This is a genomic window from Dryocola clanedunensis subsp. sulfonylureivorans (genome assembly GCF_016756775.1).
Taxonomy (GTDB): Bacteria; Pseudomonadota; Gammaproteobacteria; order Enterobacterales; family Enterobacteriaceae; genus Dryocola; species Dryocola clanedunensis.
Map to the genome: position 1 here is coordinate 116,904 of NZ_JAERMU010000004.1, position 22,398 is coordinate 139,301.

Consider the following 22,398-nt stretch of genomic DNA (forward strand, 5'->3'; position numbering starts at 1 on the left):
CCTGTTACCTTTCATGGACGGATTATCAGTCAGGGTCGTATTTTTGGAGCCATGCCCTGTTTATGGGGATGGATTCGCCCTGTTTCAAGCATAACAACCTTTTCTTGTAACGCTAACCCTGAAACTTCGTTAATTCATCCCAAAAATGCTCTGCAAGAGATAAAAAAAGCCCGCCACCTGTAGGTGACGGGCTTGATGCAGCAAAATTTTGGCGATGATGCCAAAAATTATGCTTACGCTTGCTGGTTCATCAGTTCGCTAAAGGTAGTCGCTTTTTCAGAAACTTTCGCTTTTGCCAGAACGGCTTCAACAGCTTGTTCTTCCAGAGCAACATTACGCATGTTGTCCATCAGCTCTTTGTTTTTGCCGTAGAACTCGATAACTTCTTTCGGATCTTCGTAGGCAGAAGCCATTTCTTCGATCAGACCGTTAACGCGAGCTTCATCAGCTTTCAGTTCATGGGTACGAATCACTTCGCCCAGCAGCAGACCAACCACAACGCGGCGCTTAGCTTGCTCTTCAAACAGTTCGCGAGGCAGTTCAAGAGCCTGCTGCTCGTTGCCACCGAAACGCTGAGCAGCCTGGCGGCGCAGCACGTCGATTTCACCGTCGATGAGTGCCGCAGGCACGTCGATGTTGTTAGCGTTAACCAGGCCGTCGATTGCCTGAGACTTGATGCGGTTACGCACTGCGCCTTTCAGTTCACGATCCATGTTTTTACGCACTTCGGTACGCAGGCCAGCAACGGAGCCATCTTCAACGCCGAAACGCTTGATAAACTCTTCGGTAAATTCTGGCAGCTCACGCTCTTCAACTTTCTTCAGAACGATGTCGAACTTAGCCGCTTTACCTTTCAGGTTTTCAGCGTGGTAATCTTCCGGGAAGGTCACTTCGATAGTGAACTCTTCGCCAGCTTTGTGGCCAACAACGCCATCTTCGAAGCCTGGGATCATACGACCCTGGCCCATTGCCAGTACGAAGTCAGACGCTTTGCCGCCTTCGAAGACTTCGCCGTCTACGGAACCGGTGAAGTCGATAGTCACACGGTCTTCTGCAGTTGCAGCCGCGTCAGAGTCTTTCCAGGTTGCCTGCTGCTTACGCAGGGTGTCCAACATGGTGTCAACGTCTTCGTCAGTCACTTCTACAACCGGTTTTTCAACTTCGATTGCATCCAGACCCTGCAGCTCCACTTCCGGGTAAACTTCAAACTCTACGGAGTAGTTGAAGTCTTCGCCCATTTTGTACTCGCCCGGGATGTAATTAGGCGCGCCTGCTGGATTGATCTTTTCTTTGATGATTGCATCAACGAAGTTGCGGCTCATCAGCTCGCCCAGAACGTCCTGGCGAACAGAAGCGCCGTAACGCTGAGCGACTACAGTCATCGGTACTTTGCCCTTGCGGAAGCCGTCAATACGAACTTTTTTTGCCACGTTGACCAGCTCGCTTTTTACAGCGTTTTCGATGCTGTCTGCAGCGATAGTAATCGTGAGACGGCGGCCAAGGCCCTGAGTGGTTTCAACTGAAACTTGCATCTTGTTACCTCAAAAAATCACAGTGCTCGGTCAACTCTGGAAGCCGTCTTATAGTGCTTCACAGAACCGGGATGTCCTCTGTATCAGAATCACATTCCCTGTCGTCAGAATCGTCCCGAAGACATTCCGAAAAATAAGACGCAGCATTATAGCGGCATCACCAAGGTGAGTCGAGAACGGCAACACAACGTCACTGCGGCCTTTTTCACACTTCACGGGAATTTATTGCCAGATCCCTGCAAAAACCAGGAGCAATCCAGGACAAAACAAAACGGCCCGCAGGCCGTTTTGGGAAATACGTTTAACAGAGAGCAACAAAAAGGGAAAGCTCCCATCGTTGCAAACCCGAAAGTTTTTTCAGGCGATGCTGCCAGCCCCCCGACAGGGCGGAGAGGCAAAAATTGTATCCTGCAACCCTTCCCACTCTTTAATGGTGTAGGTATGCAGGGCCAGAGCGTGAACAGTGTTAGAAAGCTCTTCGCTCAATGTTCCGTAAATCAGGCGATGGCGATTTAAGAAACGTTCCCCCACAAAGCGATCGCTGACCAGCACAACTTTGAAATGGCTCTCTGAGCCCGCCGGGACATTGTGACGATAGCTTTCATCCACGACTTCCAGGAACACGGGTTCAAAGGCTGCCCTTAATTTTGTTTCTATTTGCTCGCGTACCATCATGAACTTTCTCCTCAACAACGCAGAGATGCCACTCATCCCTTTAAATCTTAGCCGCTTTTAACCGTTTTAATAACGTAACGCCAACAATTATTTAGCTTTCATCTGATTTTTACTGCCAACTTGCTGTAGCTTAATGCTATTAAGGCAAAGATCGGCACGAAATCGGTCTGATTGCTTTGTAAGTGTTCATTTAAAGCGCAACGCGATGAAATTCCGTGCGTCAGGCACTTCCACTGGGCAGACGCAGTGTTATGATGACCTGTTTTTTCTGCCCGCCCCTTTAAGTACATTGAGATAGCGAACATGTTAAAAAAATTACTCTTCCCGCTGGTCGCCGTTTTTATGCTGGCCAGCTGTGCAACACCGCCAACCACCATTGATGTGGCACCGATCATCAACCTGCCGCAGCAGGATCCAAGCCTGATGGGGGTGACTGTCAGCATCAACGGTGCTGATCAGCGTACCGACCAGGCGCTTGCAAAAGTGACCCGCGATAACCAGCTGGTGACCCTGACCCCGTCACGCGATCTGCGTTTCCTGCTGCAGGAAGTGCTGGAAAAGCAAATGACCGCTCGCGGCTATATGATTGGGCCAAGCGCACCGGTAGCCCTACAGATCATCGTCAACCAGCTGTATGCCGATGTCTCCCAGGGTAACGTGCGTTACAACATTGCCACTAAAGCGGACATCTCTATCGTTGCTACCGCGCAGAACGGCAACAAGATGACCAAGAACTACCGTTCTAACTACAATGTTGAAGGGGCGTTCCAGGCAACCAACAAGAATATTGCCAACGCGGTTAACTCCGTATTGACCGATACCATTGCTGATATGGCCCAGGACACCAGCGTTCACGACTTTATTAAACAGAACGCGCGTTAATTTTTGCCTATAAGCCCGCATCTCGCGGGCTTAAAATCCGAGCCTCGCATGTCCAGTCAGTATTTACGCAAATTTCTTGAGCCGAAATCAGCCATTCTACTGATTCTTGGCTTTGCCTCCGGGCTCCCCCTCGCATTGACCTCCGGCACCCTGCAGGCCTGGATGACGGTCGAAAACATCGATCTGAAAACCATCGGCTTTTTCTCCCTTGTTGGCCAGGCCTACGTCTTTAAGTTTCTCTGGTCGCCGGTGATGGACAGGTATACGCCGCCGATGCTGGGCCGTCGGCGCGGCTGGCTGCTGATTACGCAAATACTGCTGCTGATTTCCATTGCGGCAATGGGCTTTCTTGAGCCTGGGTCACAGCTACGCTGGATGGCGGCGCTGGCGGTGATCATCGCTTTCTGCTCTGCCTCTCAGGATATTGTGTTCGATGCCTGGAAGACAGATGTCCTGTCTGCCGAAGAGCGCGGGTCGGGTGCAGCAATCAGCGTACTTGGCTATCGCCTGGCGATGTTGGTTTCCGGCGGCCTCGCGCTTTGGCTGGCCGATCGCTTCCTTGGCTGGCAGGCGATGTACTGGCTGATGGCGGCACTAATGCTGCCGTGTATTGTCGCCACTATTCTGGCCCCCGAGCCTGGCGATGCCATTCCTGTTCCCCGCAGCATCGAACAGGCGGTTGTCGCACCGCTGCGTGATTTCTTCGGGCGCAATAACGCCTGGCTGATCCTGCTGCTGATTGTGATGTATAAGCTGGGCGATGCGTTTGCCATGAGCCTCACCACCACTTTTCTGATCCGTGGGGTAGGCTTCGATGCGGGTGAAGTTGGCGTGGTGAATAAAACGCTGGGCCTGTTCGCCACGATTCTCGGCGCGCTGTACGGCGGCGTGTTAATGCAGCGCCTGAGCCTGTTCCGGGCGCTACTGATCTTTGGCGTGTTACAGGGTCTGTCCAACGCCGGCTACTGGCTGCTGTCCATCTCGGACAAGCACATGTTCAGTATGGCTGCCGCCGTGTTCTTCGAAAACCTCTGCGGAGGCATGGGCACTGCGGCCTTCGTGGCGTTATTAATGACGCTGTGTAATAAGTCATTCTCTGCCACCCAGTTCGCCCTGCTTTCCGCTCTCTCCGCGGTAGGACGGGTGTACGTGGGGCCAATTGCCGGCTGGTTTGTCGAAGCTCACGGCTGGCCAACATTTTATCTTTTCTCGGTATTCGCAGCGGTGCCGGGGATATTGCTATTACTGATCTGTAAATCCACCCTCGAATACACCCAGCAAACGGAAAGCTTTATGCCACGCAGCGAGTTTGCTCCGGCCTATCGGCTGGCGCTCAGGGCGTTGACGTTTGGTTGCATACTGCTTGGCGTCTGGCTGGTTATTCTGATCACTAACTCGCTGGGCCTGACCGCCTGGGCGTTCAATCTCCAGATCCTCGAATGGGGTGCGCTGTTTGCTCTCGGCGGCGTGGTGTTTGGCGGCCTGCTGGATTACCTCGCTTTGCGCAGAACGGCACTACTGTGACAAAACGGTGCGAAATAAATATTACCACCGTTATTTATTCAGCACCGTTATTAATTTGCCGAAATAAGCAGCAATAAAATTTACAATTCTGGTGTTCCACTTTTACAGTGTGATTTTTTTAATAACCTGCACGACGCGCATTTCAGGCTTTTTGACATTAACGATTCAGCCCGGTGCGAAATTACTTTGCGCTTATATCGTTTATTAAATGATGCGGATTTGTTAATTTATTGTTCAACAAAACCATTAGTTATACCAATTATCCCGTACTATATCTGCAGGCATAGGTTTTTGTTATAAATCACGCCAGCGCGCACGGATCGTGCGCTCTTATAGATTTGTTGCATTTCGTGTGACATCGACGGCAGAACCCAGTAACACCCCACTGACACTACGCCATTCATGTTTACAGTAATGTAACCTTCCCGTAAAATGCCGGCACACTTTAAACGACAATAGAGCTCCCCCGGAATTGAGGTCGTTAAATGAGACTCAGGAAATACAATAAAAGTTTGGGATGGTTGTCATTAATCGCTGGCACATTTTTACTCAGTGGCTGTGATTCTGCACTGCTTGACCCCAAAGGACAGATTGGACTGGAACAACGTTCTTTGATACTGACAGCTCTCGGGCTGATGTTGATCGTCGTTATCCCAGCTATCGCGATGGCTATCGGTTTTGCCTGGAAGTATCGGGCTTCAAACAAAAACGCCAAATACAGCCCTAACTGGTCGCACTCGAACAAAGTTGAAGCTGTTGTCTGGACGATTCCCATCCTCATCATCATTTTCCTTGCGGTACTGACCTGGAAAACCACGCACGCCCTTGAGCCCAGCAAACCGCTGGTTCATGAAGCGAAGCCGGTGACCATCGAAGTTATCGCCATGGACTGGAAATGGTTCTTCATCTATCCGGAGCAGGGTATCGCCACGGTTAATGAAATCGCCTTCCCGGCCAACACCCCAGTGGAATTCAAAATCACCTCTAACTCGGTGATGAACTCCTTCTTTATTCCGCGACTCGGTAGCCAGATCTACGCAATGGCAGGCATGCAGACCAAACTGCACCTGATTGCGGATGAAGCAGGCACCTACGACGGTATTTCGTCTAACTACAGCGGTAAAGGCTTCTCTGGCATGAAGTTCAAAGCAATTGCGACGCCAGATATGAACACCTTTAACCAATGGGTAGCTAAAGCTAAGCAATCTCCGGAAGTCATGAACGATATGGCGACCTACGAGAAGCTGGCAGCGCCTAGCGAATACAACAAAGTCGAATACTTCTCCGCTGTTAAACCTGATTTGTTCAAAGATGTTATTGATAAATTCATGGGACACGGGAAGAGCATGGACATGACCCAGCCAGAAGGTGAGCACGCGGCACACGAAGGTATGGAAGGCATGGACATGAGTCACGCGGAAACCTCTCACTAGGGGCCGAGGAATAAAAATGTTCGGAAAACTTACACTGGATGCAGTCCCATACCATGAACCCATTATCATGGTTACGGTTGCAGCAATTATCGTCGGGGGACTGGCGCTGGTTGCGGCTATCACTTACTTCGGTAAGTGGGAATATTTATGGAAAGAGTGGCTCACCTCGGTTGACCACAAACGTCTTGGCGTCATGTACGTTATTGTCGCCATCGTCATGCTGCTGCGTGGTTTTGCAGACGCCATCATGATGCGTAGCCAGCAGGTGCTGGCCTCCGCCGGGGAAGCAGGCTTCCTGCCGCCTCATCACTACGATCAGATCTTTACCGCCCACGGCGTTATCATGATCTTCTTCGTAGCGATGCCATTTGTTATCGGCCTGATGAACATCGTCGTGCCGTTGCAGATTGGTGCCCGTGACGTTGCCTTCCCGTTCCTGAACAACCTGAGCTTCTGGTTCACGGTTGTCGGCGTGGTGCTGGTTAACCTGTCTCTTGGGGTGGGTGAATTTGCACAGACCGGCTGGGTGGCCTATCCACCGCTGTCCGGCATTGAGTACAGTCCGGGGGTCGGCGTCGACTACTGGATATGGAGTCTGCAGCTCTCCGGTATTGGTACGACGCTGACGGGTATTAACTTCTTTGTGACTATCCTGAATATGCGTACCCCTGGCATGACCATGTTCAAGATGCCGGTCTTTACCTGGGCTTCGCTGTGTACCAACGTACTGATTATCGCTGCGTTCCCAATCTTTACCGTGACCGTCGCGCTGTTAACCCTTGACCGCTACCTTGGCACCCATTTCTTTACCAATGATATGGGTGGCAACATGATGATGTATATCAACCTCATCTGGGCATGGGGCCACCCGGAAGTGTATATCCTGGTGCTGCCGGTGTTTGGCGTGTTCTCGGAAGTGGTTGCTACGTTCTCCAAAAAACGCCTGTTCGGCTACACCTCTCTGGTGTGGGCGACCATCGCGATTACCATACTTTCGTTCATCGTCTGGCTGCACCACTTCTTCACCATGGGCAGCGGCGCGAACGTAAACGCCTTCTTCGGTATCGCCACCATGATTATCGCCATCCCGACCGGGGTGAAGATCTTCAACTGGCTGTTCACCATGTATCAGGGTCGCATCGTCTTTAACTCAGCGATGCTGTGGACCATCGGCTTCGTCGTCACCTTCTCCATCGGTGGCATGACCGGCGTTCTGCTGGCAGTGCCGGGTGCGGACTTCGTGCTGCACAACAGCCTGTTCCTGATCGCTCACTTCCATAACGTTATCATTGGTGGTGTGGTGTTCGGCTGCTTCGCGGGCCTGACCTACTGGTGGCCGAAAGCGTTTGGCTTCACCCTGAACGAAAGCTGGGGCAAACGCGCCTTCTGGTTCTGGATCATCGGCTTCTTCGTGGCGTTTATGCCGCTGTACGTGCTGGGCTTCATGGGGATGACCCGTCGTCTGAGCCAGCAGATCGATCCGCAGTTCCACACCCTGCTGGTTGTTGCAGCGGGCGGCGCGGCGCTGATTGCCTGCGGTATCCTGTGCCAGCTGATTCAGTTCTACGTCTCTATTCGCGACCGCGAGCAGAATCGTGACCTGACCGGTGACCCATGGGGTGGTCGTACGCTGGAGTGGGCAACCTCCTCTCCTCCTCCGTTCTACAACTTTGCCCATCTGCCACACGTTCACGAACGTGACGCATTCTGGGAAATGAAAGAGAAAGGCGAAGCGTACCAGCAGCCAACCAGCTATGAAGAGATTCATATGCCGCGTAATAGCGCAGCGGGCATCATCATTGCCGCATTCAGCGCCGTGTTTGGTTTCGCGATGATCTGGCACATCTGGTGGCTGGCGATTATCGGCTTTGCCGGCATGATCGTGACCTGGATTGCGAAGAGCTTCGACGAAGACGTGGATTACTATGTTCCGGTTGCGGAAGTCGAAAAACTGGAAAACCAGCATTTCGATGAAATTACCAAAGCAGGGCTGAAAAATGTCAACTGAGACTATCAATCAAGCAAGTGCCCACGCCACTGAGCATGGGCATCACGATGCAGGAACCAATAAGGTCTTTGGTTTCTGGATCTACCTGATGAGCGACTGCATTCTGTTCTGTTGCTTGTTTGCTACCTATGCCGTTCTGGTGAACGGCACCGCCGGTGGCCCGGCAGGGAAAGACATCTTCGAACTGCCGTTCGTACTGGTTGAGACTGCCCTGCTGTTAGTCAGCTCCATCACCTACGGCATGGCGATTATCGCCATGAACAAAGGCAACAAGAGCCAGGTTATCTCCTGGCTGGCGCTGACCTTCCTGTTTGGTGCGGGCTTCGTCGGGATGGAAATCTATGAGTTCCATCACCTGATCAAGGAAGGTTACGGCCCGGATCGTAGCGGCTTCCTGTCAGCCTTCTTCGCGCTGGTAGGTACCCACGGTCTGCACGTCACCTCTGGTCTGGTGTGGATGGCGTTCATGATGATTCATGTCGCGCGCCGCGGCCTGACCAGCACTAACCGTGCTCGTCTGATGTGCCTGAGCCTGTTCTGGCACTTCCTTGACGTTGTATGGATCTGTGTATTCTCAGTCGTTTATCTGATGGGGGCGATGTAATGAGTCATTCAACTGAACACGCAGGCGCCCACCACGGTAGCGTGAAGACCTATATGACCGGCTTTATCCTGTCTATCATCCTGACGGCGATCCCGTTCTGGATAGTGATGACAGGTACAGCTTCCCACGCCACGATGCTTGGCGTGATTCTGGTGACCGCAGTCGTACAGATTCTGGTCCACCTGGTTTGCTTCCTGCACTTGAATACCTCTTCAAGCGAGCGCTGGAACCTGGTTGCCTTTGTCTTTACCGCGCTGATTATCGCCATTCTGGTAATCGGTTCGATCTGGATTATGTGGAACCTCAACCAGAACATGATGGTTCACTAAGAGCGGCGTGTATGATTAAGCAATACCTGCAAGTAACGAAACCAGGAATTATTTTCGGTAATTTAATTTCTGTCATTGGGGGATTTTTACTGGCCTCAAAGGGCAGTATTGATTATCCCCTGTTTCTCTTCACCCTCGTAGGGGTGTCGCTGGTGGTGGCCTCTGGTTGTGTTTATAACAACTACATCGACCGCGATATCGACCGTAAAATGGAGAGAACCAAGAATCGGGTGCTGGTCAAAGGCCTGATTTCACCGAAAATGTCGCTGGTGTATGCCACCTTGTTGGGTATTGCTGGCTTTATGCTGCTGTGGTTTGGTGCGAATCCGTTAGCCATGTGGCTTGGCGTGATGGGCTTCGTGGTTTATGTCGGGGTCTATAGCCTCTATATGAAACGCAAGTCTGTTTACGGCACGCTGATTGGCAGCCTGTCGGGCGCGGCACCTCCGGTTATTGGCTACTGTGCCGTCACCGGCCAGTTCGACACCGGTGCCCTGATCCTGCTGGCTATCTTTAGCCTGTGGCAGATGCCGCACTCGTATGCGATTGCTATCTTCCGCTTTAAAGATTACCAGGCCGCTAACATTCCGGTACTGCCGGTTGTGAAAGGCATTTCGGTGGCGAAGAACCATATCACCCTTTATATCATTGCGTTTGCCGTTGCCACATTGATGCTGACGCTGGGTGGTTACGCCGGATACAAATATCTGGTTGTTGCCGCTGCGGTCAGCGTGTGGTGGTTAGGCATGGCGCTGCGTGGGTATAAAGTGGAGGACGATAAGGTCTGGGCGCGCAAACTGTTCGTCTTTTCAATCGTTGCCATTACCTCCCTGAGCGTAATGATGTCGGTCGATTTTATGGCGGCAGACACGCACAATCTGCTGACTTACGTTCGCTAAGTCGTGAACCTCATAAAAGGGCACTTCGGTGCCCTTTTTTATTAGCATCATCAAGCGGTTCCACCCTGTAACATTTGTTACATAAGCAGATGTTTACCCTCCCCTGCCCACGCACTACACTAAGACCGGTTTTTCATCAGAGGTGGTAATGAACGATTACAAAATGACGCCCGTCGAGCTACGAGCGACGTGGGGTTTAGGCACGGTGTTTTCACTGCGCATGCTCGGCATGTTTATGGTGCTGCCGGTTCTTACTACTTACGGGATGTCCCTGCAGGGCGCGAGTGAAGCGCTGATTGGCCTCGCGATTGGTATCTACGGCCTCGCGCAGGCAATATTCCAGATCCCCTTCGGTTTGCTCTCCGATCGTATTGGTCGTAAGCCGCTGATTGTCGGTGGACTACTGATTTTTGTACTCGGCAGCGTGATTGCCGCCCTTTCCAGTTCCATCTGGGGCATCATTCTTGGCCGCGCTTTACAAGGTTCCGGGGCGATAGCTGCCGCCGTAATGGCGCTACTTTCCGACCTTACCCGTGAGCAGAACCGCACGAAGGCGATGGCCTTTATTGGCGTCAGCTTCGGGATAACCTTCGCCATCGCCATGGTACTGGGTCCGATTATCACCCACAGTCTCGGTCTGAACGCGCTTTTCTGGATGATCGCTATTCTCGCCACGGTAGGGATAATCATCACCCTCTGGGTCGTTCCCAACACGCAAACGCATGTTCTGAACCGCGAATCCGGTATGGTGAAAGGCTGCTTCAGCAAAGTCCTCGCCGAACCTAAGCTGCTGAAACTCAATTTTGGCATCATGTGCCTGCACATCATGCTGATGTCGACCTTTGTCGCCCTGCCCGGCCAGCTCGAGCTGGCAGGCTTCCCCGCCGCGCAACACTGGAAGATTTATCTCTGCACGATGCTGATCGCCTTTGCCACCGTGGTGCCGTTTATTATCTATGCCGAAGTGAAGCGCCGCATGAAGCGCGTGTTTGTCGGCTGCGTGGCCGTGTTGCTGATCGCTGAAATCGTGCTCTGGGGTTCCGGCCCACATTTCTGGGAGCTGGTGATTGGCGTGCAGCTTTTCTTCCTCGCCTTTAACCTGATGGAAGCTATTCTGCCCTCGCTTATCAGCAAAGAGTCGCCTGCGGGTTTCAAAGGCACCGCCATGGGGATCTATTCCACCAGCCAGTTTATCGGCGTGGCCATTGGCGGCTCGCTGGGCGGCTGGCTGGACGGGATGTTTGATTCCCAGACGGTATTCCTGGCAGGCGCGCTGCTGGCAATGGTCTGGCTGCTTGTCAGCTCCACCATGTCGGAACCGCCATACGTTGCCAGCCTGCGAATCGAGCTGCCGGAAGATGCGGAAAATGACGTAGAGCTGAAAGCAAGACTGCTGGCGCAGCCGGGCGTAAGCGATGCGAATATCATCCCGCAGGAGCGCAGCGCCTACGTGAAGATCGACAGCAAGATAACGAACCGATTTGAGATAGAACAGCTGGTGAAAGGGGCATAAAGCCCCTTTGAATGGGTCAGTCGCGGAAGTTTTTAAACTGGAACGGCTGCCCCAGATCGCCACCACGGACCAGCGCCATTGCGCCCTGCAGGTCGTCACGAGATTTGCCCGTTACGCGCAGCTCTTCGCCCTGAATCTGCACCTGAACTTTTGCTTTGCTGTCTTTGATCAGCTTCACAATTTTCTTGGCGATCGGCGCTTCGATGCCCTGCTTGAGCTTCGCTTCCACGCTCCAGGTTTTACCGCTGTGGGTAAACTCCTCGGGCACATCGATAGATGCACCTTCGATGCCGCGCTTGAGCAGCTTGGCACGCAGAATATCCAGCAGCTGGTTGACCTGGAAATCAGACTCGCTGGCGACCTTAATGGACTGGTTTTTCTCATTCAGCTCAAAGGTTGCCGGCACGTTGCGAAAATCGAAACGAGTCGCGACTTCACGCTCTGCGTTTTCAATCGCGTTACGGACTTCTTGCATATCAATTTCAGACACGATGTCAAAAGATGGCATGTTTTCTTCTCCCTCTCTTTTTTGTTGCGTTGCATAATACCCGCTGGGCCACGCAAAACAACCCGTTAAAACAGGAGAGAGCCCGATATACTATAGAATACGTAAAACATCCGCGCAGGTTGTGGATGGGGAGGCGACATGAAAATCACCGTACTGGGATGCGGTGCGCTAGGTCAGCTTTGGCTGGCAGCGCTGATAAAACAAGGACATGAAGTCCAGGGCTGGTTACGAGTTCCCCAACCTTTCTGTCCGGTCAATCTGGTAGATGTGGATGGCAGTACTTTTAATGAATCGCTGACCGCCAACGATCCGGATTTCCTCGCCGGCAGCGATCTGCTGCTGGTTACGCTCAAAGCCTGGCAGGTTTCAGGTGCAGTAAAAACGCTCGCCGCAACGCTGCCTGAATCCAGCCCGATCCTGCTGTTGCACAACGGTATGGGAACACTGGAAGAACTGAAGATGCTGCGTCAGCCAGTTCTGCTGGGGGTGACTACCCATGCCGCAAGGCGTGACGGCAATGTTATCGTGCACGTCGCCCGCGGCACCACTCACATTGGGCCAGGCAATGCCGCAGGGAGCGACTTCAGTCGCCTGGCAGAAACGCTGCATCACGCACTGCCTGACGTGGCCTGGCACGATAACATCCTGCCCGCCAGCTGGAAAAAACTCACGGTTAACTGCGCGATAAACCCGCTGACGGCTTTGTACAACTGCCCTAACGGCGAGTTAAAGTATCATTACGACGAGGTAGTGAGTATTTGTGACGAAGTGGCGCAGGTTATGGAGCGTGAAGGTCACCATACCTCAGCGGATAGCCTGCTCTACTACGTTGAGCAGGTTATCGACAGCACCGCCGCGAATATCTCTTCGATGCTGCAGGATATCCGGGTGCAGCGGCACACTGAAATTGACTATATCACCGGGTATTTACTCCAGCGTGCGCGGGCCCACGGCCTGAACCTGCCGGTAAATAGCCGACTCTACGAGCAGATTAAGCGTAAGGAGAATGAATATGAGCGCTCAAGCTCTGGTCTGCCTGGCACCTGGGACTGAAGAAACCGAAGCCGTCACCACCATCGACCTGCTGGTCCGCGCGGGCATCAAAGTGACAACGGCGAGCGTTGCCAGCGATGGTCACCTCACGGTCACCTGCTCACGCGGCGTAAAAATCGTGGCTGATGCGCCACTGGTGGAAGTTGCAGACGGTGATTTTGACGTCATTGTTCTGCCCGGCGGCCTGAAAGGCGCGGAATGCTTCCGCGACAGCCCGCTGCTGGTGGAAACCGTGCGCCAGTTTCATCTCTCCGGCCGTATCGTCGCCACCCTCTGTGCGGCGGCCGGTACGGTGCTGGTGCCCCACGAGATCTTCCCGATTGGCAATATGACCGGCTTCCCCGGCCTGAAGGAGACGATTCCTGAAGGCCAGTGGCAGGACAAACGCGTGGTCTGGGACCCGCGTGTGAATTTGCTCACCAGCCAGGGGCCGGGTACAGCCATTGATTTCGCCCTGAAGATTATCGACCTGCTGGTCGGGCGCGAGAAGGCCCATGAGGTGTCGCAGCAGCTGGTAATGGCGGCCGGAATTTATAGCTACCGGGATTATTAAAACTCACCTCCCTTGCGGGCAAATGGATCGCGCTCACGCCGATTCAATTTGCTCCGCAATATCCATTATCTTCTCTAGCGGGATACCATTGCGGGCAAGCTCCACAAAAGCGTTCATATAGGGTGTCATCGTGGCAAAAAGTGTTTTATAGCCCGCGCAAAAGTACGAGACCTGCCCACCTCCACCCCGGATAATACGGTGCTTTGGACATCCTCCATTGCAAACAGGCTTATAGATACAGTTCAGACAATCACTGGACAGTACCTGCTTCTGTGCGGTCAGACGACTGCTTTGCAGTGAAGAAAGCGAGGCGTCGCTGATGTTGCCGATTTTGTACTGTGGATAGACAAAATGATCGCACTCATAGAGATCGCCATTGGACTCCATCACAAAATTGTCGCGACAGGCCTGCTGGAAAATACAGCTTGTATGCCCATTACCTAAAAAACGACTCACAAAAGTTTCGAACTGACGAACGAAAACCGTGCCGACATCGTACTTCACCCAGCGTTTAAAAATCTCAGACATGAATTTGCCATAGCTGACAGCGGGCACCGAGAAGTCAATAATGTTGCCGACGTCCGTGCGCCCATCAAACTGAATGTTTGCCTTACTGGTCTCCAGCAGTTCAATAAATTGCAGATGACGACTGCCAATGGATTTCAGAAACTCGTAGACCTCCAGAGGGTGGCCAACGTTAATATTATTCACCACCGTTAATGTATTGAATTCGACACCATACTTTTTGAGCAGGTCAATCGCCGAGATGACCTTTTTGAAGGTCCCATTACCGGCTCGAGTCTGGCGATAGCGGTCGTGCAGCGCTTCGGGACCGTCAATGGAGATCCCCACCAAAAAGTCGTGCTGTTTCAGAAACTGGCACCACTCATCATTTAGTAAAATGCCGTTGGTTTGCAGCGCGTTAAAGATTTTCTTCCCGCCCCCATACTTTTTCTGCAAGGCTACAGCCTTCCTGAAAAAATCTACCCCCGCCATCGTAGGCTCTCCACCCTGCCAGGTGAAATGGACGTTGTCGCTGGCGGCACGGATGTAATTTTTGATAAAGCTTCGCAGCGTCTGGTCATCCATCCAGCCCTGGCGGCTAAATTGAGCAGCCTTCCCCAGATAGAAACAGTAGTCGCACTGAATATTGCACTGATAACTCGTAGGTTTTGCCGTGATATGCATGATTTTCTCTGCAAAATAATGCGGCAGGGATCTCCCTGCCGTCAGACTAGCGTGGGCTTACTGCTCTTCACCAAGTGACGTTTTGATGTTGGTAAATTTTTGCTGATTGATCTGGCTTAGCGGCGGTTTACTCCCCGCAATAAAGCCTGTCACCTCACTTTTCATCGCTTTTACGACGTCCGGATGAGCGGCTGCCAGATTATTTTTCTGCTGCAGATCGTCGAGTTTATACAGTCCAGGCTGCTTATCCTCGAAGGTATAGACCAGCGAGTAATCATTGCTGCGCACGGTATAGGAGAACTGGCTCAGATCTTCCGTATTGGGGTTATCTGGATAATCATCCGACAGATGGCGAACATATTTGTGGTAACCATTCCAGAACGGGATATTTTTCTCGTCAAACCAGTGGGAGTAGGACGTTACCCAATCCAGGTATTTATGCGGCTCACCTGTTTTGTTGTTTGTCAGATAAGGCAGCAGCGAAGTGCCGTCCAGCTTCAGACTGGCGGGAACGGCGATCTCTGCCGCATCCAGCGCTGTAGGGTAGAAGTCCATCGCCGAAATGAGTTTGCTGTATTCGCTGCCTGGATGTAATTTTCCCTTCCACCACATAAACATCGGCGTGTGCGTCCCGCCGGGGAATGTCTGGCTCTTGTACCCTTTCTGATCACCGTTGAGCGGCAGCGGTCCGTCGATCACCGCGCCATTATCTGAGGTGAAGAGGATAATAGTGTTGTCGTACTGACCATTTTTCTTCAACTCCTCCAGCACCCGTTTCACGCCCTGATCGACGGAATAGATGGCCGCGTAGAAGTTATCCGCCGTTGAACTGCCGGTATTGAACCGCTGCTGGTATTGCGCAGGGGCAGGATGGTCATTAGGCAAATGGGGGGCGTTATAGGCCAGGTAGAGCATAAAAGGCTGGTCAAGGGTTTTCGCGCGATCGACCGCGCCAATCGCTTCATCCGTCAGCTGATCGCTGATATAACCTTTTGCCTTGATGTGCTCCCGGTTGCGGAACAGCGAGGGTGAGTGGTAGTACGCGGTTCCCGCCGCATGGAAGCCCATAAAATAATCAAAACCACGGTTCTGTGGCTGCCACTCTTCCGCCGAGTAAGTGGTGAAATTGTCATGGTAATCGCGAGTTTGTTTATCTTTGTCGACCGGCACATTGCTGATTTTTGATAAATGCCATTTGCCGATAGCCGCCGTGTAGTAGCCATGATTCTGGAATAACTCCGGCAGGAACGTTTCATTCAGCGGAATGCCATCCTGAGCATCTGTATTGGAATACACGCCAAAGCGAGCAGGCGATCTGCCCGTCATGATCGCGGCACGTGACGGCCCGGACACGCCATGAGCCACATAGCCATTAGTAAAGCGCACACCTTCGTCCATCAATGAGAGCAGGGTTGGCGTCGATTTCTTTGCCGCCTCAATGGCTTTATCGATACCTATTTTATAAGTATCAACCACCTCACGATTCTGCATCGACTGCGGTGCAAAAGATTTCTGATCGAACGGAAGCTGTCCGTAGCCCAGGTCATCCATCGTCAGAATAATGACGTTTGGCTTACCTTGCGTACTGTATTCCGTCGGCGTGAAGTCAGAAAATGCCACATTGGTTTTGGTAGCTTTGAGATTGCCATCCTGAGCATATGCCGATGACATTAGCATTCCGGAAGCCAGAATAAAGGAGACAGATGAGGCCAGTAAGTTTTTACGTAGTTGATTTGCCATAAAAGATATCCTCGTTAAAAAACGATGGTTATTTTGTGGCAAGAAAAAAGCTTATACCTGGGGAAACATCACAATTAAGGATATACCCACACGGATAGAGTGGACTTATTGTGCTATTTGCGAGGGAACCAAAAATGAAGAGCCTGAGAGGGACTCCGACACCGCAAAATTTAACGCTTGCCGGGCCAGAGTCCCCTTGTAAATCAGAAAGCTACGGGCGGTAAACCTTAACGTTATTAAAACCCTGCTCGCGCAGATACAGCGCCTGCAGACGGCTCATCACGCCGCGTTCGCACCACAGCAGATAGGTTTTGCTCTGATCCAGATCGCCAAACTTCGTGCTCAGCTTGTAGAACGGCAGTGAAGCAACCTCAATCCCTTCCGGTTTAAACGGCTTCTCGTCCTGCTCGTCGATAGAGCGGATATCCAGCAGCACGTCATTCGGCGCAAAAGCATCAACCGTTTCAACTTCCGTCACCACTTCTTTGCTCTGCGTGGCGATATCACGGATGTCGATGTTGGTGGCTTCTTCCACCACGCGATCGAGGATCGAGAAGTCGAAGTTCTCTTCTTCCGCTTCGATCTTCGCCTTCACCGCCTTCACGGTGGGGCTTTTCGAGATCACGCCGCAGTATTCCGGCATGGTGCGGGCAAAATCAGCGGTGCCGATTTCACGGGCCAGATCGATGATGTGCTCTTTATCGTGAGAGATAAGCGGGCGGAGGATCAGCGTGTCGGAAACGTTGTCAATAAGGCGCAGGTTGGTGAGGGTCTGGCTGGAAACCTGGCCCAGCGCCTCGCCAGTCACCAGCGCCTGCACGCCGTAGCGTTCTGCCACGCGGGAGGCCGCGCGCACAAACATACGCTTGAGTACCACGCCCATCTGACCGTCTTCAACTTTCTCGAGGATTTCGCCCACTACAGGTTCGAAGTTGATCGCCACGAAGCGCACGCGGTGGGAGCTGCCGAAGCGGTTCCACAAATAGTGAGCCACCTGCTTAACACCGATTTCGTGCGCGGCACCGCCGAGATTAAAGAAGCAGTAGTGCACGCGGCAGCCGCGACGCATCAGCATATAGCTGGACACACCGGAGTCGAAACCGCCGGAGATCAGCGACAGCACGTCCTCCTGGGTACCAATCGGGAAACCGCCGATGCCTTCATAGCGGCCTTTTACCAGCAGCAGACGGTCGTTTTCGATTTCCAGATTAACGGTCACGTCCGGGTGGGTCAGCTTCACGCGCGCGGACTCGATATGTTGATTAAGACCGCCGCCAACATAGCGTTCCACTTCAATGGAGCTAAACTCATGCTTACCACGACGCTTTACGCGCACGCAGAAGGATTTGCCTTCCAACTTGTCGCGGTAGAGTTCCAGCGCCTGTTCAAAGATATTGTGCATATCGGTGAACGGCTCATCCTCGACTTCAAGAATATGGTGGATGCCGGGAATGCGGGTCAGTGCTTCGCGAATGGCGATACGCTGGTTTTCATCTTTGGCGCGGACTTCGATATTGTCCCAGTGACGGACAACCGCCAGATCTTCATCGTAGTGTTTTAGAACGTTACGAATGTTCCCCGTGAGCATCTTAATAAAGCGTATGCGCACAGATTGACTCTTGATGGTGATTTCCGGGAACAATTTAATGATAAACTTCATGGCGCTCATGATTTGTTGGTGAGCCATACATGAGATGAATCATGCGGGCTGGAAGACTTAAAGACTTGCAAAGGCGCGATGCCCTGCATCCGAGGCGCGAAAGTATATCACTAACAGCTTGCCATAGCGTTACACAATTGAGTCCGCTACCATGGCGGGGTTGCACAATTATTAGAGTCAGACATTCACTATGCCGAAAAAAACCGAAGTCCCTGCCAGCTTTGAAACCGCGCTTGTGGAACTTGAGCAGATTGTCACTCGTCTGGAAGGCGGCGAGCTGCCGCTGGAAGAGGCGTTAAATGAATTCGAACGCGGCGTGCAGCTGGCCCGTCAGGGTCAGGTGAAGCTGCAACAGGCCGAGCAGCGCGTACAGATCCTGCTTAGCGACAGCGAAGATGCGCCCCTCAAGCCTTTCACGCCGGACGCCGAGTAAATGGATTTGAATCACGACCTTCAGGCCCATGCTGAACGGGCCAATGCGGCGCTGCTGCGCTTCTTAGCTCCGCTGCCGTTTCAGAGCAGTCCACTGGTTGAAGCGATGCACTATGGCGCACTATTAGGCGGTAAACGCCTTCGTCCGTTCCTGGTCTATGCGACCGGCGAAATGTTCGGCGTAGCAGATGAAGCTCTCGATGCCCCTGCCGCAGCGGTAGAATGCATTCATGCTTATTCATTGATCCACGACGATCTGCCCGCCATGGATGATGACGATCTGCGCCGCGGCCAGCCGACCTGCCATATTAAATTTGGCGAAGCGAATGCGATTCTTGCCGGAGACGCCCTGCAAACGCTGGCGTTTTCTATACTCAGTGATGCCCCGATGCCCGGCGTTGATATCGTTGACCGTCTGGCGATGGTTAAAGAGCTGGCCGTATCCAGCGGCGTGGCCGGGATGTGCGGCGGGCAGGCATTGGATCTCGAGGCAGAAGGCAAACGCTCAACGCTCGAAGAGCTGGAACGTATTCACCGCCATAAAACCGGCGCGCTTATCCGTTCTGCGGTTCGTCTTGGTGCATTGAGCGCAGGGGCCGCAGGCCACAACGCTCTGCCGCTGCTTGACCGCTACGCTGACTGTATCGGCCTGGCTTTCCAGGTACAGGACGACATTCTGGATGTCATCGGCGACACCGCTACGCTTGGCAAGCGTCAGGGTGCCGATCAGCAGCTGGGCAAAAGTACCTATCCGGCGCTGCTGGGTCTGGAACAGGCTAAAGCCAAAGCATGGGATCTCTACCAGGAGTCGCTACGCGCGTTAGAAGGTCTTGCCGCGCAGTCGTTAGACACATCCGCACTGGAAGCGTTAGCGAGCTATATCATCCAACGTGATAAATAATAATGAGTTTCTGATGAGTTTTGATATTGCCAAATACCCGAACCTTGCGCTGGTTGATACCACACAAGAGCTGCGCACGCTGCCGAAAGAGAGCCTGCCGAAGCTGTGTGATGAACTTCGCCGCTACCTGCTGGACAGCGTCAGCCGCTCCAGCGGGCATTTTGCCTCCGGGCTTGGCACGGTAGAGCTGACCGTTGCGCTGCACTACGTCTACAACACGCCGTTCGACCAGCTGATCTGGGACGTGGGCCACCAGGCCTACCCTCATAAGATCCTCACCGGACGTCGCGATAAAATTGGCACTATCCGCCAGAAAGGTGGCCTGCACCCGTTCCCGTGGCGCGCAGAAAGTGAATACGACGTGCTGAGCGTTGGCCACTCCTCTACCTCCATCAGCGCGGGGATCGGTATTGCCGTCGCTGCGGGTAAAGAAGGTCAGGATCGCCGCACGGTTTGCGTAATTGGCGATGGTGCGATCACCGCAGGTATGGCTTTTGAAGCCATGAACCACGCGGGTGATATCCGCCCGGACATGTTAGTGGTGCTCAACGACAACGAAATGTCGATCTCCGAAAACGTGGGCGCGCTGAACAACCATCTGGCCCAGCTGCTCTCCGGCAAGCTCTACTCCAGCCTGCGTGAAGGCGGCAAAAAAGTCTTCTCCGGCGTGCCGCCAATCAAAGAGCTGCTCAAGCGTACCGAAGAGCATATCAAAGGGATGGTTGTGCCGGGCACGCTGTTTGAAGAGCTTGGCTTTAACTATATCGGGCCGGTAGACGGTCACGATGTGATTGGTCTGGTGAATACGCTGAAGAATATGCGTGGCCTGACGGGCCCGCAGTTCCTGCACGTCATGACCAAAAAAGGGCGTGGCTACGCGCCGGCTGAAAAAGATCCGATCAGCTTCCATGCTGTCCCTAAATTCGATCATACCAGCGGCACCCTGCCAAAAAGCGCGGGCGGCCTGCCGAGCTACTCCAAAATCTTCGGTAACTGGCTGTGCGAAACCGCCGCCATAGACGACAAACTCATGGCCGTGACGCCAGCAATGCGCGAAGGCTCCGGCATGGTTGAGTTTTCACGCCAGTATCCGGGCCAGTATTTCGACGTTGCCATTGCCGAGCAGCACGCGGTGACCTTTGCTGCGGGCCTTGCGATTGGCGGCTACAAGCCAGTTGTCGCCATCTACTCTACGTTCCTGCAACGAGCCTACGACCAGGTCATTCACGACGTCGCTATTCAGAAACTGCCGGTGCTGTTTGCCATCGACCGTGCGGGTATCGTCGGCGCAGACGGCCAGACGCACCAGGGCGCGTTCGATCTCTCCTTCATGCGCTGCATACCGGGGATGGTCATCATGACTCCGAGTGATGAGAACGAATGCCGCCAGATGCTGCACACCGGCTACCACTACAACGATGGCCCAAGCGCGGTACGTTACCCGCGCGGTAACGGCACGGGCGCTGAGCTCCAGCCGCTGGAATGTCTGCCGATTGGCAAAGGCGTGAAGAAGCGCGAAGGCGAGAAAGTCGCCCTGCTGAACTTCGGCACGCTGTTAGAAGATGCGGCTAAGGTCGCAGAATCACTGAGCGCTACGCTGGTGGACATGCGCTTTGTGAAGCCGCTTGATGAATCGCTGATTCTGGAACTGGCCACCAGCCACGACCTTCTCGTCACCGTCGAAGAGAATGCTGTTCAGGGCGGTGCGGGCAGCGGCGTGAATGAAGTGCTGATGGCCAACCGCAAGCCGGTGCAGGTTCTTAATATTGGCCTGCCTGATTTCTTCATTCCCCAGGGCACACAGGAAGAGGCCCGCGCGGCTATCGGCCTGGACGCCGAAGGTATCGAAGCGAAAATCCGCAGCTGGCTGCAATAACCCCCTCCTCCGCTCCTGCTATGCTTTATGAACATACATAGCAGGAGCGGAACCATGCAGTACAACACCTTAGGAATAACCGATCTCAAGGTTTCCCGTCTTTGCCTCGGCTGCATGACCTTTGGCGAGCCGGACCGGGGGAATCACGCCTGGACGCTGCCGGAAGAGAGCAGCCGCCTGATCATCAAACACGCCATCGATAACGGCATTAATTTCTTTGATACCGCCAACAGCTATTCAGACGGTAGCAGCGAAGAGATTGTCGGGCGCGCGCTGAAGGACTTTGCGCGCCGGGAAGAGGTCGTGCTGGCCACCAAAGTCTATTACCCGGTTGGCGATCTGCCGCAGGGCTTGTCCCGCGGCCAGATTATGCGTTCCATTGACGATAGCCTGCGCCGTCTGGGCACCGACTATGTCGATCTGCTGCAAATCCACCGCTGGGACTATGACACGCCAATCGAAGAGACCCTTGAGGCGCTGAACGACGTGGTGAAATCAGGCAAAGCCCGCTATATCGGCGCTTCGTCGATGCACAGCAAGCAGTTTGCTCAGGCTCTGGCGTTACAGCATCAGCACGGCTGGGCCAGATTTGTCACCATGCAGGATCACTACAACCTGATCTACCGCGAAGAAGAGCTGGATATGCTGCCGCTGTGCTACGAGCAGGGCGTGGCGGTTATCCCATGGAGCCCGCTGGCGCGCGGGAAATTAACTCGCCCGTGGGGTGACACCACGGCCCGCTCCGTCTCAGATGAGGTCGGCAAAACGCTGTACGAGGAAAGCGAGGAAACAAGGCAGAACGACGCGGTGATTGCCGAGCGGCTGGCAAACGTGGCGGCGGACAGAAATGCTTCCCGCGCGCAGATCGCGCTGGCCTGGCTACTGAGCAAACCGGGCATTGCCGCGCCGATTATTGGCGTGTCGCGCGAGCATCAGCTGGATGATTTACTTGGGGTGGTAGATATTACGCTAAAACCGGAGGAGATTGCCGAGCTGGAAACGCCTTATCAGCCGCATAAGGTCGCGGGATTTAAGTAATTTCCCCTCACCCTAACCCTCTCCCCCTGAGGGGCGAGGGAACTGGACAG

The 22,398-nt window shown here is 53.4% G+C and carries 20 protein-coding genes; 14 read left to right on the top strand and 6 right to left on the bottom strand.

Going from position 1 to position 22,398, the window contains the following annotated elements; all coding sequences use genetic code 11:
* Positions 1-233: 233 nt before the first annotated feature.
* Both tig and bolA read right to left on the bottom strand, forming a co-directional pair.
* A complete protein-coding gene (tig, locus tag HYQ67_RS05385; protein WP_202302118.1) occupies positions 234-1,532 on the bottom strand; it encodes a trigger factor in 1,299 nt (432 codons plus the stop codon).
* Between the two features lie 357 nt (positions 1,533-1,889).
* Positions 1,890-2,207, bottom strand: a complete 318-nt coding sequence (gene bolA / locus HYQ67_RS05390; RefSeq protein ID WP_202302119.1) for a transcriptional regulator BolA — start codon at positions 2,205-2,207, stop codon at positions 1,890-1,892.
* A 303-nt stretch (positions 2,208-2,510) separates the two neighbouring features.
* Here bolA and HYQ67_RS05395 point away from each other — a divergent pair, with 303 nt between their 5' ends.
* The 8 genes from HYQ67_RS05395 to HYQ67_RS05430 all read left to right on the top strand — a co-directional run bounded on the left by HYQ67_RS05395 (position 2,511) and on the right by HYQ67_RS05430 (position 11,399).
* Entirely contained in the window at positions 2,511-3,089 is a 579-nt protein-coding gene (locus HYQ67_RS05395) for a lipoprotein (RefSeq protein ID WP_202302120.1), read from the top strand.
* Between the two features lie 48 nt (positions 3,090-3,137).
* The gene (gene ampG, locus HYQ67_RS05400; RefSeq protein WP_202302121.1) at positions 3,138-4,613 is read left to right on the top strand and encodes a muropeptide MFS transporter AmpG; all 1,476 of its coding nucleotides are present in this window, start codon (positions 3,138-3,140) and stop codon (positions 4,611-4,613) included.
* Between the two features lie 485 nt (positions 4,614-5,098).
* On the top strand, positions 5,099-6,046 hold the full coding sequence (cyoA, locus tag HYQ67_RS05405) for a cytochrome o ubiquinol oxidase subunit II (RefSeq protein ID WP_202302122.1): 948 nt from the start codon (positions 5,099-5,101) through the stop codon (positions 6,044-6,046).
* Positions 6,047-6,062: 16 nt separating this feature from the next.
* Entirely contained in the window at positions 6,063-8,054 is a 1,992-nt protein-coding gene (cyoB, locus tag HYQ67_RS05410) for a cytochrome o ubiquinol oxidase subunit I (RefSeq protein WP_202302123.1), read from the top strand.
* Complete coding sequence (locus HYQ67_RS05415; RefSeq protein ID WP_202302124.1) at positions 8,044-8,658, top strand: cytochrome o ubiquinol oxidase subunit III; 615 nt, start codon at positions 8,044-8,046, stop codon at positions 8,656-8,658. Before cyoB ends, HYQ67_RS05415 begins: the two co-directional genes overlap by 11 nt.
* On the top strand, positions 8,658-8,987 hold the full coding sequence (locus HYQ67_RS05420; RefSeq protein ID WP_202302125.1) for a cytochrome o ubiquinol oxidase subunit IV: 330 nt from the start codon (positions 8,658-8,660) through the stop codon (positions 8,985-8,987). The genes HYQ67_RS05415 and HYQ67_RS05420 overlap by 1 nt, the downstream gene beginning before the upstream one ends.
* An 11-nt stretch (positions 8,988-8,998) precedes the next feature.
* Positions 8,999-9,886 carry a heme o synthase gene (gene cyoE, locus HYQ67_RS05425; RefSeq protein WP_202302126.1) on the top strand — a complete coding sequence of 296 codons (888 nt, stop codon included), beginning with the start codon at positions 8,999-9,001 and terminating at the stop codon, positions 9,884-9,886.
* A gap of 148 nt (positions 9,887-10,034) precedes the next feature.
* Positions 10,035-11,399, top strand: coding sequence for an MFS transporter (locus HYQ67_RS05430; RefSeq protein WP_202302127.1), 1,365 nt, complete (start codon positions 10,035-10,037; stop codon positions 11,397-11,399).
* 16 nt (positions 11,400-11,415) lie between these two features.
* On the opposite strand, the gene HYQ67_RS05435 is transcribed toward HYQ67_RS05430, so the two are convergent.
* Positions 11,416-11,907: a YajQ family cyclic di-GMP-binding protein gene (locus tag HYQ67_RS05435; protein WP_202302128.1), complete on the bottom strand. Its 492-nt coding sequence runs from the start codon at positions 11,905-11,907 to the stop codon at positions 11,416-11,418.
* A gap of 138 nt (positions 11,908-12,045) precedes the next feature.
* Between HYQ67_RS05435 and panE the strand changes: the two genes are divergently transcribed.
* Positions 12,046-12,960 carry a 2-dehydropantoate 2-reductase gene (gene panE / locus HYQ67_RS05440; RefSeq protein WP_202302130.1) on the top strand — a complete coding sequence of 305 codons (915 nt, stop codon included), beginning with the start codon at positions 12,046-12,048 and terminating at the stop codon, positions 12,958-12,960.
* On the top strand, positions 12,920-13,513 hold the full coding sequence (gene yajL / locus HYQ67_RS05445) for a protein deglycase YajL (protein ID WP_202302132.1): 594 nt from the start codon (positions 12,920-12,922) through the stop codon (positions 13,511-13,513). The genes panE and yajL overlap by 41 nt, the downstream gene beginning before the upstream one ends.
* Positions 13,514-13,546: 33 nt before the next feature.
* Here yajL and HYQ67_RS05450 read toward each other — a convergent pair whose 3' ends face one another.
* The 3 genes from HYQ67_RS05450 to thiI all read right to left on the bottom strand — a co-directional run bounded on the left by HYQ67_RS05450 (position 13,547) and on the right by thiI (position 18,101).
* Entirely contained in the window at positions 13,547-14,701 is a 1,155-nt protein-coding gene (locus HYQ67_RS05450) for an anaerobic sulfatase maturase (protein WP_202302134.1), read from the bottom strand.
* A gap of 57 nt (positions 14,702-14,758) precedes the next feature.
* Entirely contained in the window at positions 14,759-16,441 is a 1,683-nt protein-coding gene (locus tag HYQ67_RS05455) for a sulfatase-like hydrolase/transferase (RefSeq protein ID WP_202302136.1), read from the bottom strand.
* Positions 16,442-16,652: 211 nt separating this feature from the next.
* Positions 16,653-18,101, bottom strand: coding sequence for a tRNA uracil 4-sulfurtransferase ThiI (gene thiI / locus HYQ67_RS05460; protein WP_202302417.1), 1,449 nt, complete (start codon positions 18,099-18,101; stop codon positions 16,653-16,655).
* 190 nt (positions 18,102-18,291) lie between these two features.
* On the opposite strand from thiI, the gene xseB reads away from it, so the two are divergent.
* From xseB to HYQ67_RS05480, 4 genes are read left to right on the top strand one after another with little or no spacing between them, the layout of a single operon-like run.
* Positions 18,292-18,534, top strand: coding sequence for an exodeoxyribonuclease VII small subunit (gene xseB, locus HYQ67_RS05465; protein WP_202302138.1), 243 nt, complete (start codon positions 18,292-18,294; stop codon positions 18,532-18,534).
* Positions 18,535-19,434 carry a (2E,6E)-farnesyl diphosphate synthase gene (gene ispA / locus HYQ67_RS05470; RefSeq protein WP_202302140.1) on the top strand — a complete coding sequence of 300 codons (900 nt, stop codon included), beginning with the start codon at positions 18,535-18,537 and terminating at the stop codon, positions 19,432-19,434. It begins immediately after the preceding gene.
* 13 nt (positions 19,435-19,447) lie between these two features.
* Entirely contained in the window at positions 19,448-21,310 is a 1,863-nt protein-coding gene (dxs, locus tag HYQ67_RS05475; protein ID WP_202302142.1) for a 1-deoxy-D-xylulose-5-phosphate synthase, read from the top strand.
* Between the two features lie 54 nt (positions 21,311-21,364).
* Positions 21,365-22,348, top strand: a complete 984-nt coding sequence (locus tag HYQ67_RS05480; RefSeq protein ID WP_202302144.1) for an aldo/keto reductase — start codon at positions 21,365-21,367, stop codon at positions 22,346-22,348.
* The last annotated feature ends 50 nt before the right edge of the window (positions 22,349-22,398 follow it).

Excerpts from the sequence above, each read along its gene's own strand:
- tig (WP_202302118.1), bottom strand. The coding sequence starts at position 1,532 with ATGCAAGTTTCAGTTGAAACCACTCAGGGCCTTGGCCGCCGTCTCACG.
- bolA (WP_202302119.1), bottom strand. The coding sequence starts at position 2,207 with ATGATGGTACGCGAGCAAATAGAAACAAAATTAAGGGCAGCCTTTGAA.
- HYQ67_RS05395 (WP_202302120.1), top strand. The coding sequence starts at position 2,511 with ATGTTAAAAAAATTACTCTTCCCGCTGGTCGCCGTTTTTATGCTGGCC.
- ampG (WP_202302121.1), top strand. The coding sequence starts at position 3,138 with ATGTCCAGTCAGTATTTACGCAAATTTCTTGAGCCGAAATCAGCCATT.
- cyoA (WP_202302122.1), top strand. The coding sequence starts at position 5,099 with ATGAGACTCAGGAAATACAATAAAAGTTTGGGATGGTTGTCATTAATC.
- cyoB (WP_202302123.1), top strand. The coding sequence starts at position 6,063 with ATGTTCGGAAAACTTACACTGGATGCAGTCCCATACCATGAACCCATT.
- HYQ67_RS05415 (WP_202302124.1), top strand. The coding sequence starts at position 8,044 with ATGTCAACTGAGACTATCAATCAAGCAAGTGCCCACGCCACTGAGCAT.
- HYQ67_RS05420 (WP_202302125.1), top strand. The coding sequence starts at position 8,658 with ATGAGTCATTCAACTGAACACGCAGGCGCCCACCACGGTAGCGTGAAG.
- cyoE (WP_202302126.1), top strand. The coding sequence starts at position 8,999 with ATGATTAAGCAATACCTGCAAGTAACGAAACCAGGAATTATTTTCGGT.
- HYQ67_RS05430 (WP_202302127.1), top strand. The coding sequence starts at position 10,035 with ATGAACGATTACAAAATGACGCCCGTCGAGCTACGAGCGACGTGGGGT.
- HYQ67_RS05435 (WP_202302128.1), bottom strand. The coding sequence starts at position 11,907 with ATGCCATCTTTTGACATCGTGTCTGAAATTGATATGCAAGAAGTCCGT.
- panE (WP_202302130.1), top strand. The coding sequence starts at position 12,046 with ATGAAAATCACCGTACTGGGATGCGGTGCGCTAGGTCAGCTTTGGCTG.
- yajL (WP_202302132.1), top strand. The coding sequence starts at position 12,920 with ATGAGCGCTCAAGCTCTGGTCTGCCTGGCACCTGGGACTGAAGAAACC.
- HYQ67_RS05450 (WP_202302134.1), bottom strand. The coding sequence starts at position 14,701 with ATGCATATCACGGCAAAACCTACGAGTTATCAGTGCAATATTCAGTGC.
- HYQ67_RS05455 (WP_202302136.1), bottom strand. The coding sequence starts at position 16,441 with ATGGCAAATCAACTACGTAAAAACTTACTGGCCTCATCTGTCTCCTTT.
- thiI (WP_202302417.1), bottom strand. The coding sequence starts at position 18,101 with ATGAAGTTTATCATTAAATTGTTCCCGGAAATCACCATCAAGAGTCAA.
- xseB (WP_202302138.1), top strand. The coding sequence starts at position 18,292 with ATGCCGAAAAAAACCGAAGTCCCTGCCAGCTTTGAAACCGCGCTTGTG.
- ispA (WP_202302140.1), top strand. The coding sequence starts at position 18,535 with ATGGATTTGAATCACGACCTTCAGGCCCATGCTGAACGGGCCAATGCG.
- dxs (WP_202302142.1), top strand. The coding sequence starts at position 19,448 with ATGAGTTTTGATATTGCCAAATACCCGAACCTTGCGCTGGTTGATACC.
- HYQ67_RS05480 (WP_202302144.1), top strand. The coding sequence starts at position 21,365 with ATGCAGTACAACACCTTAGGAATAACCGATCTCAAGGTTTCCCGTCTT.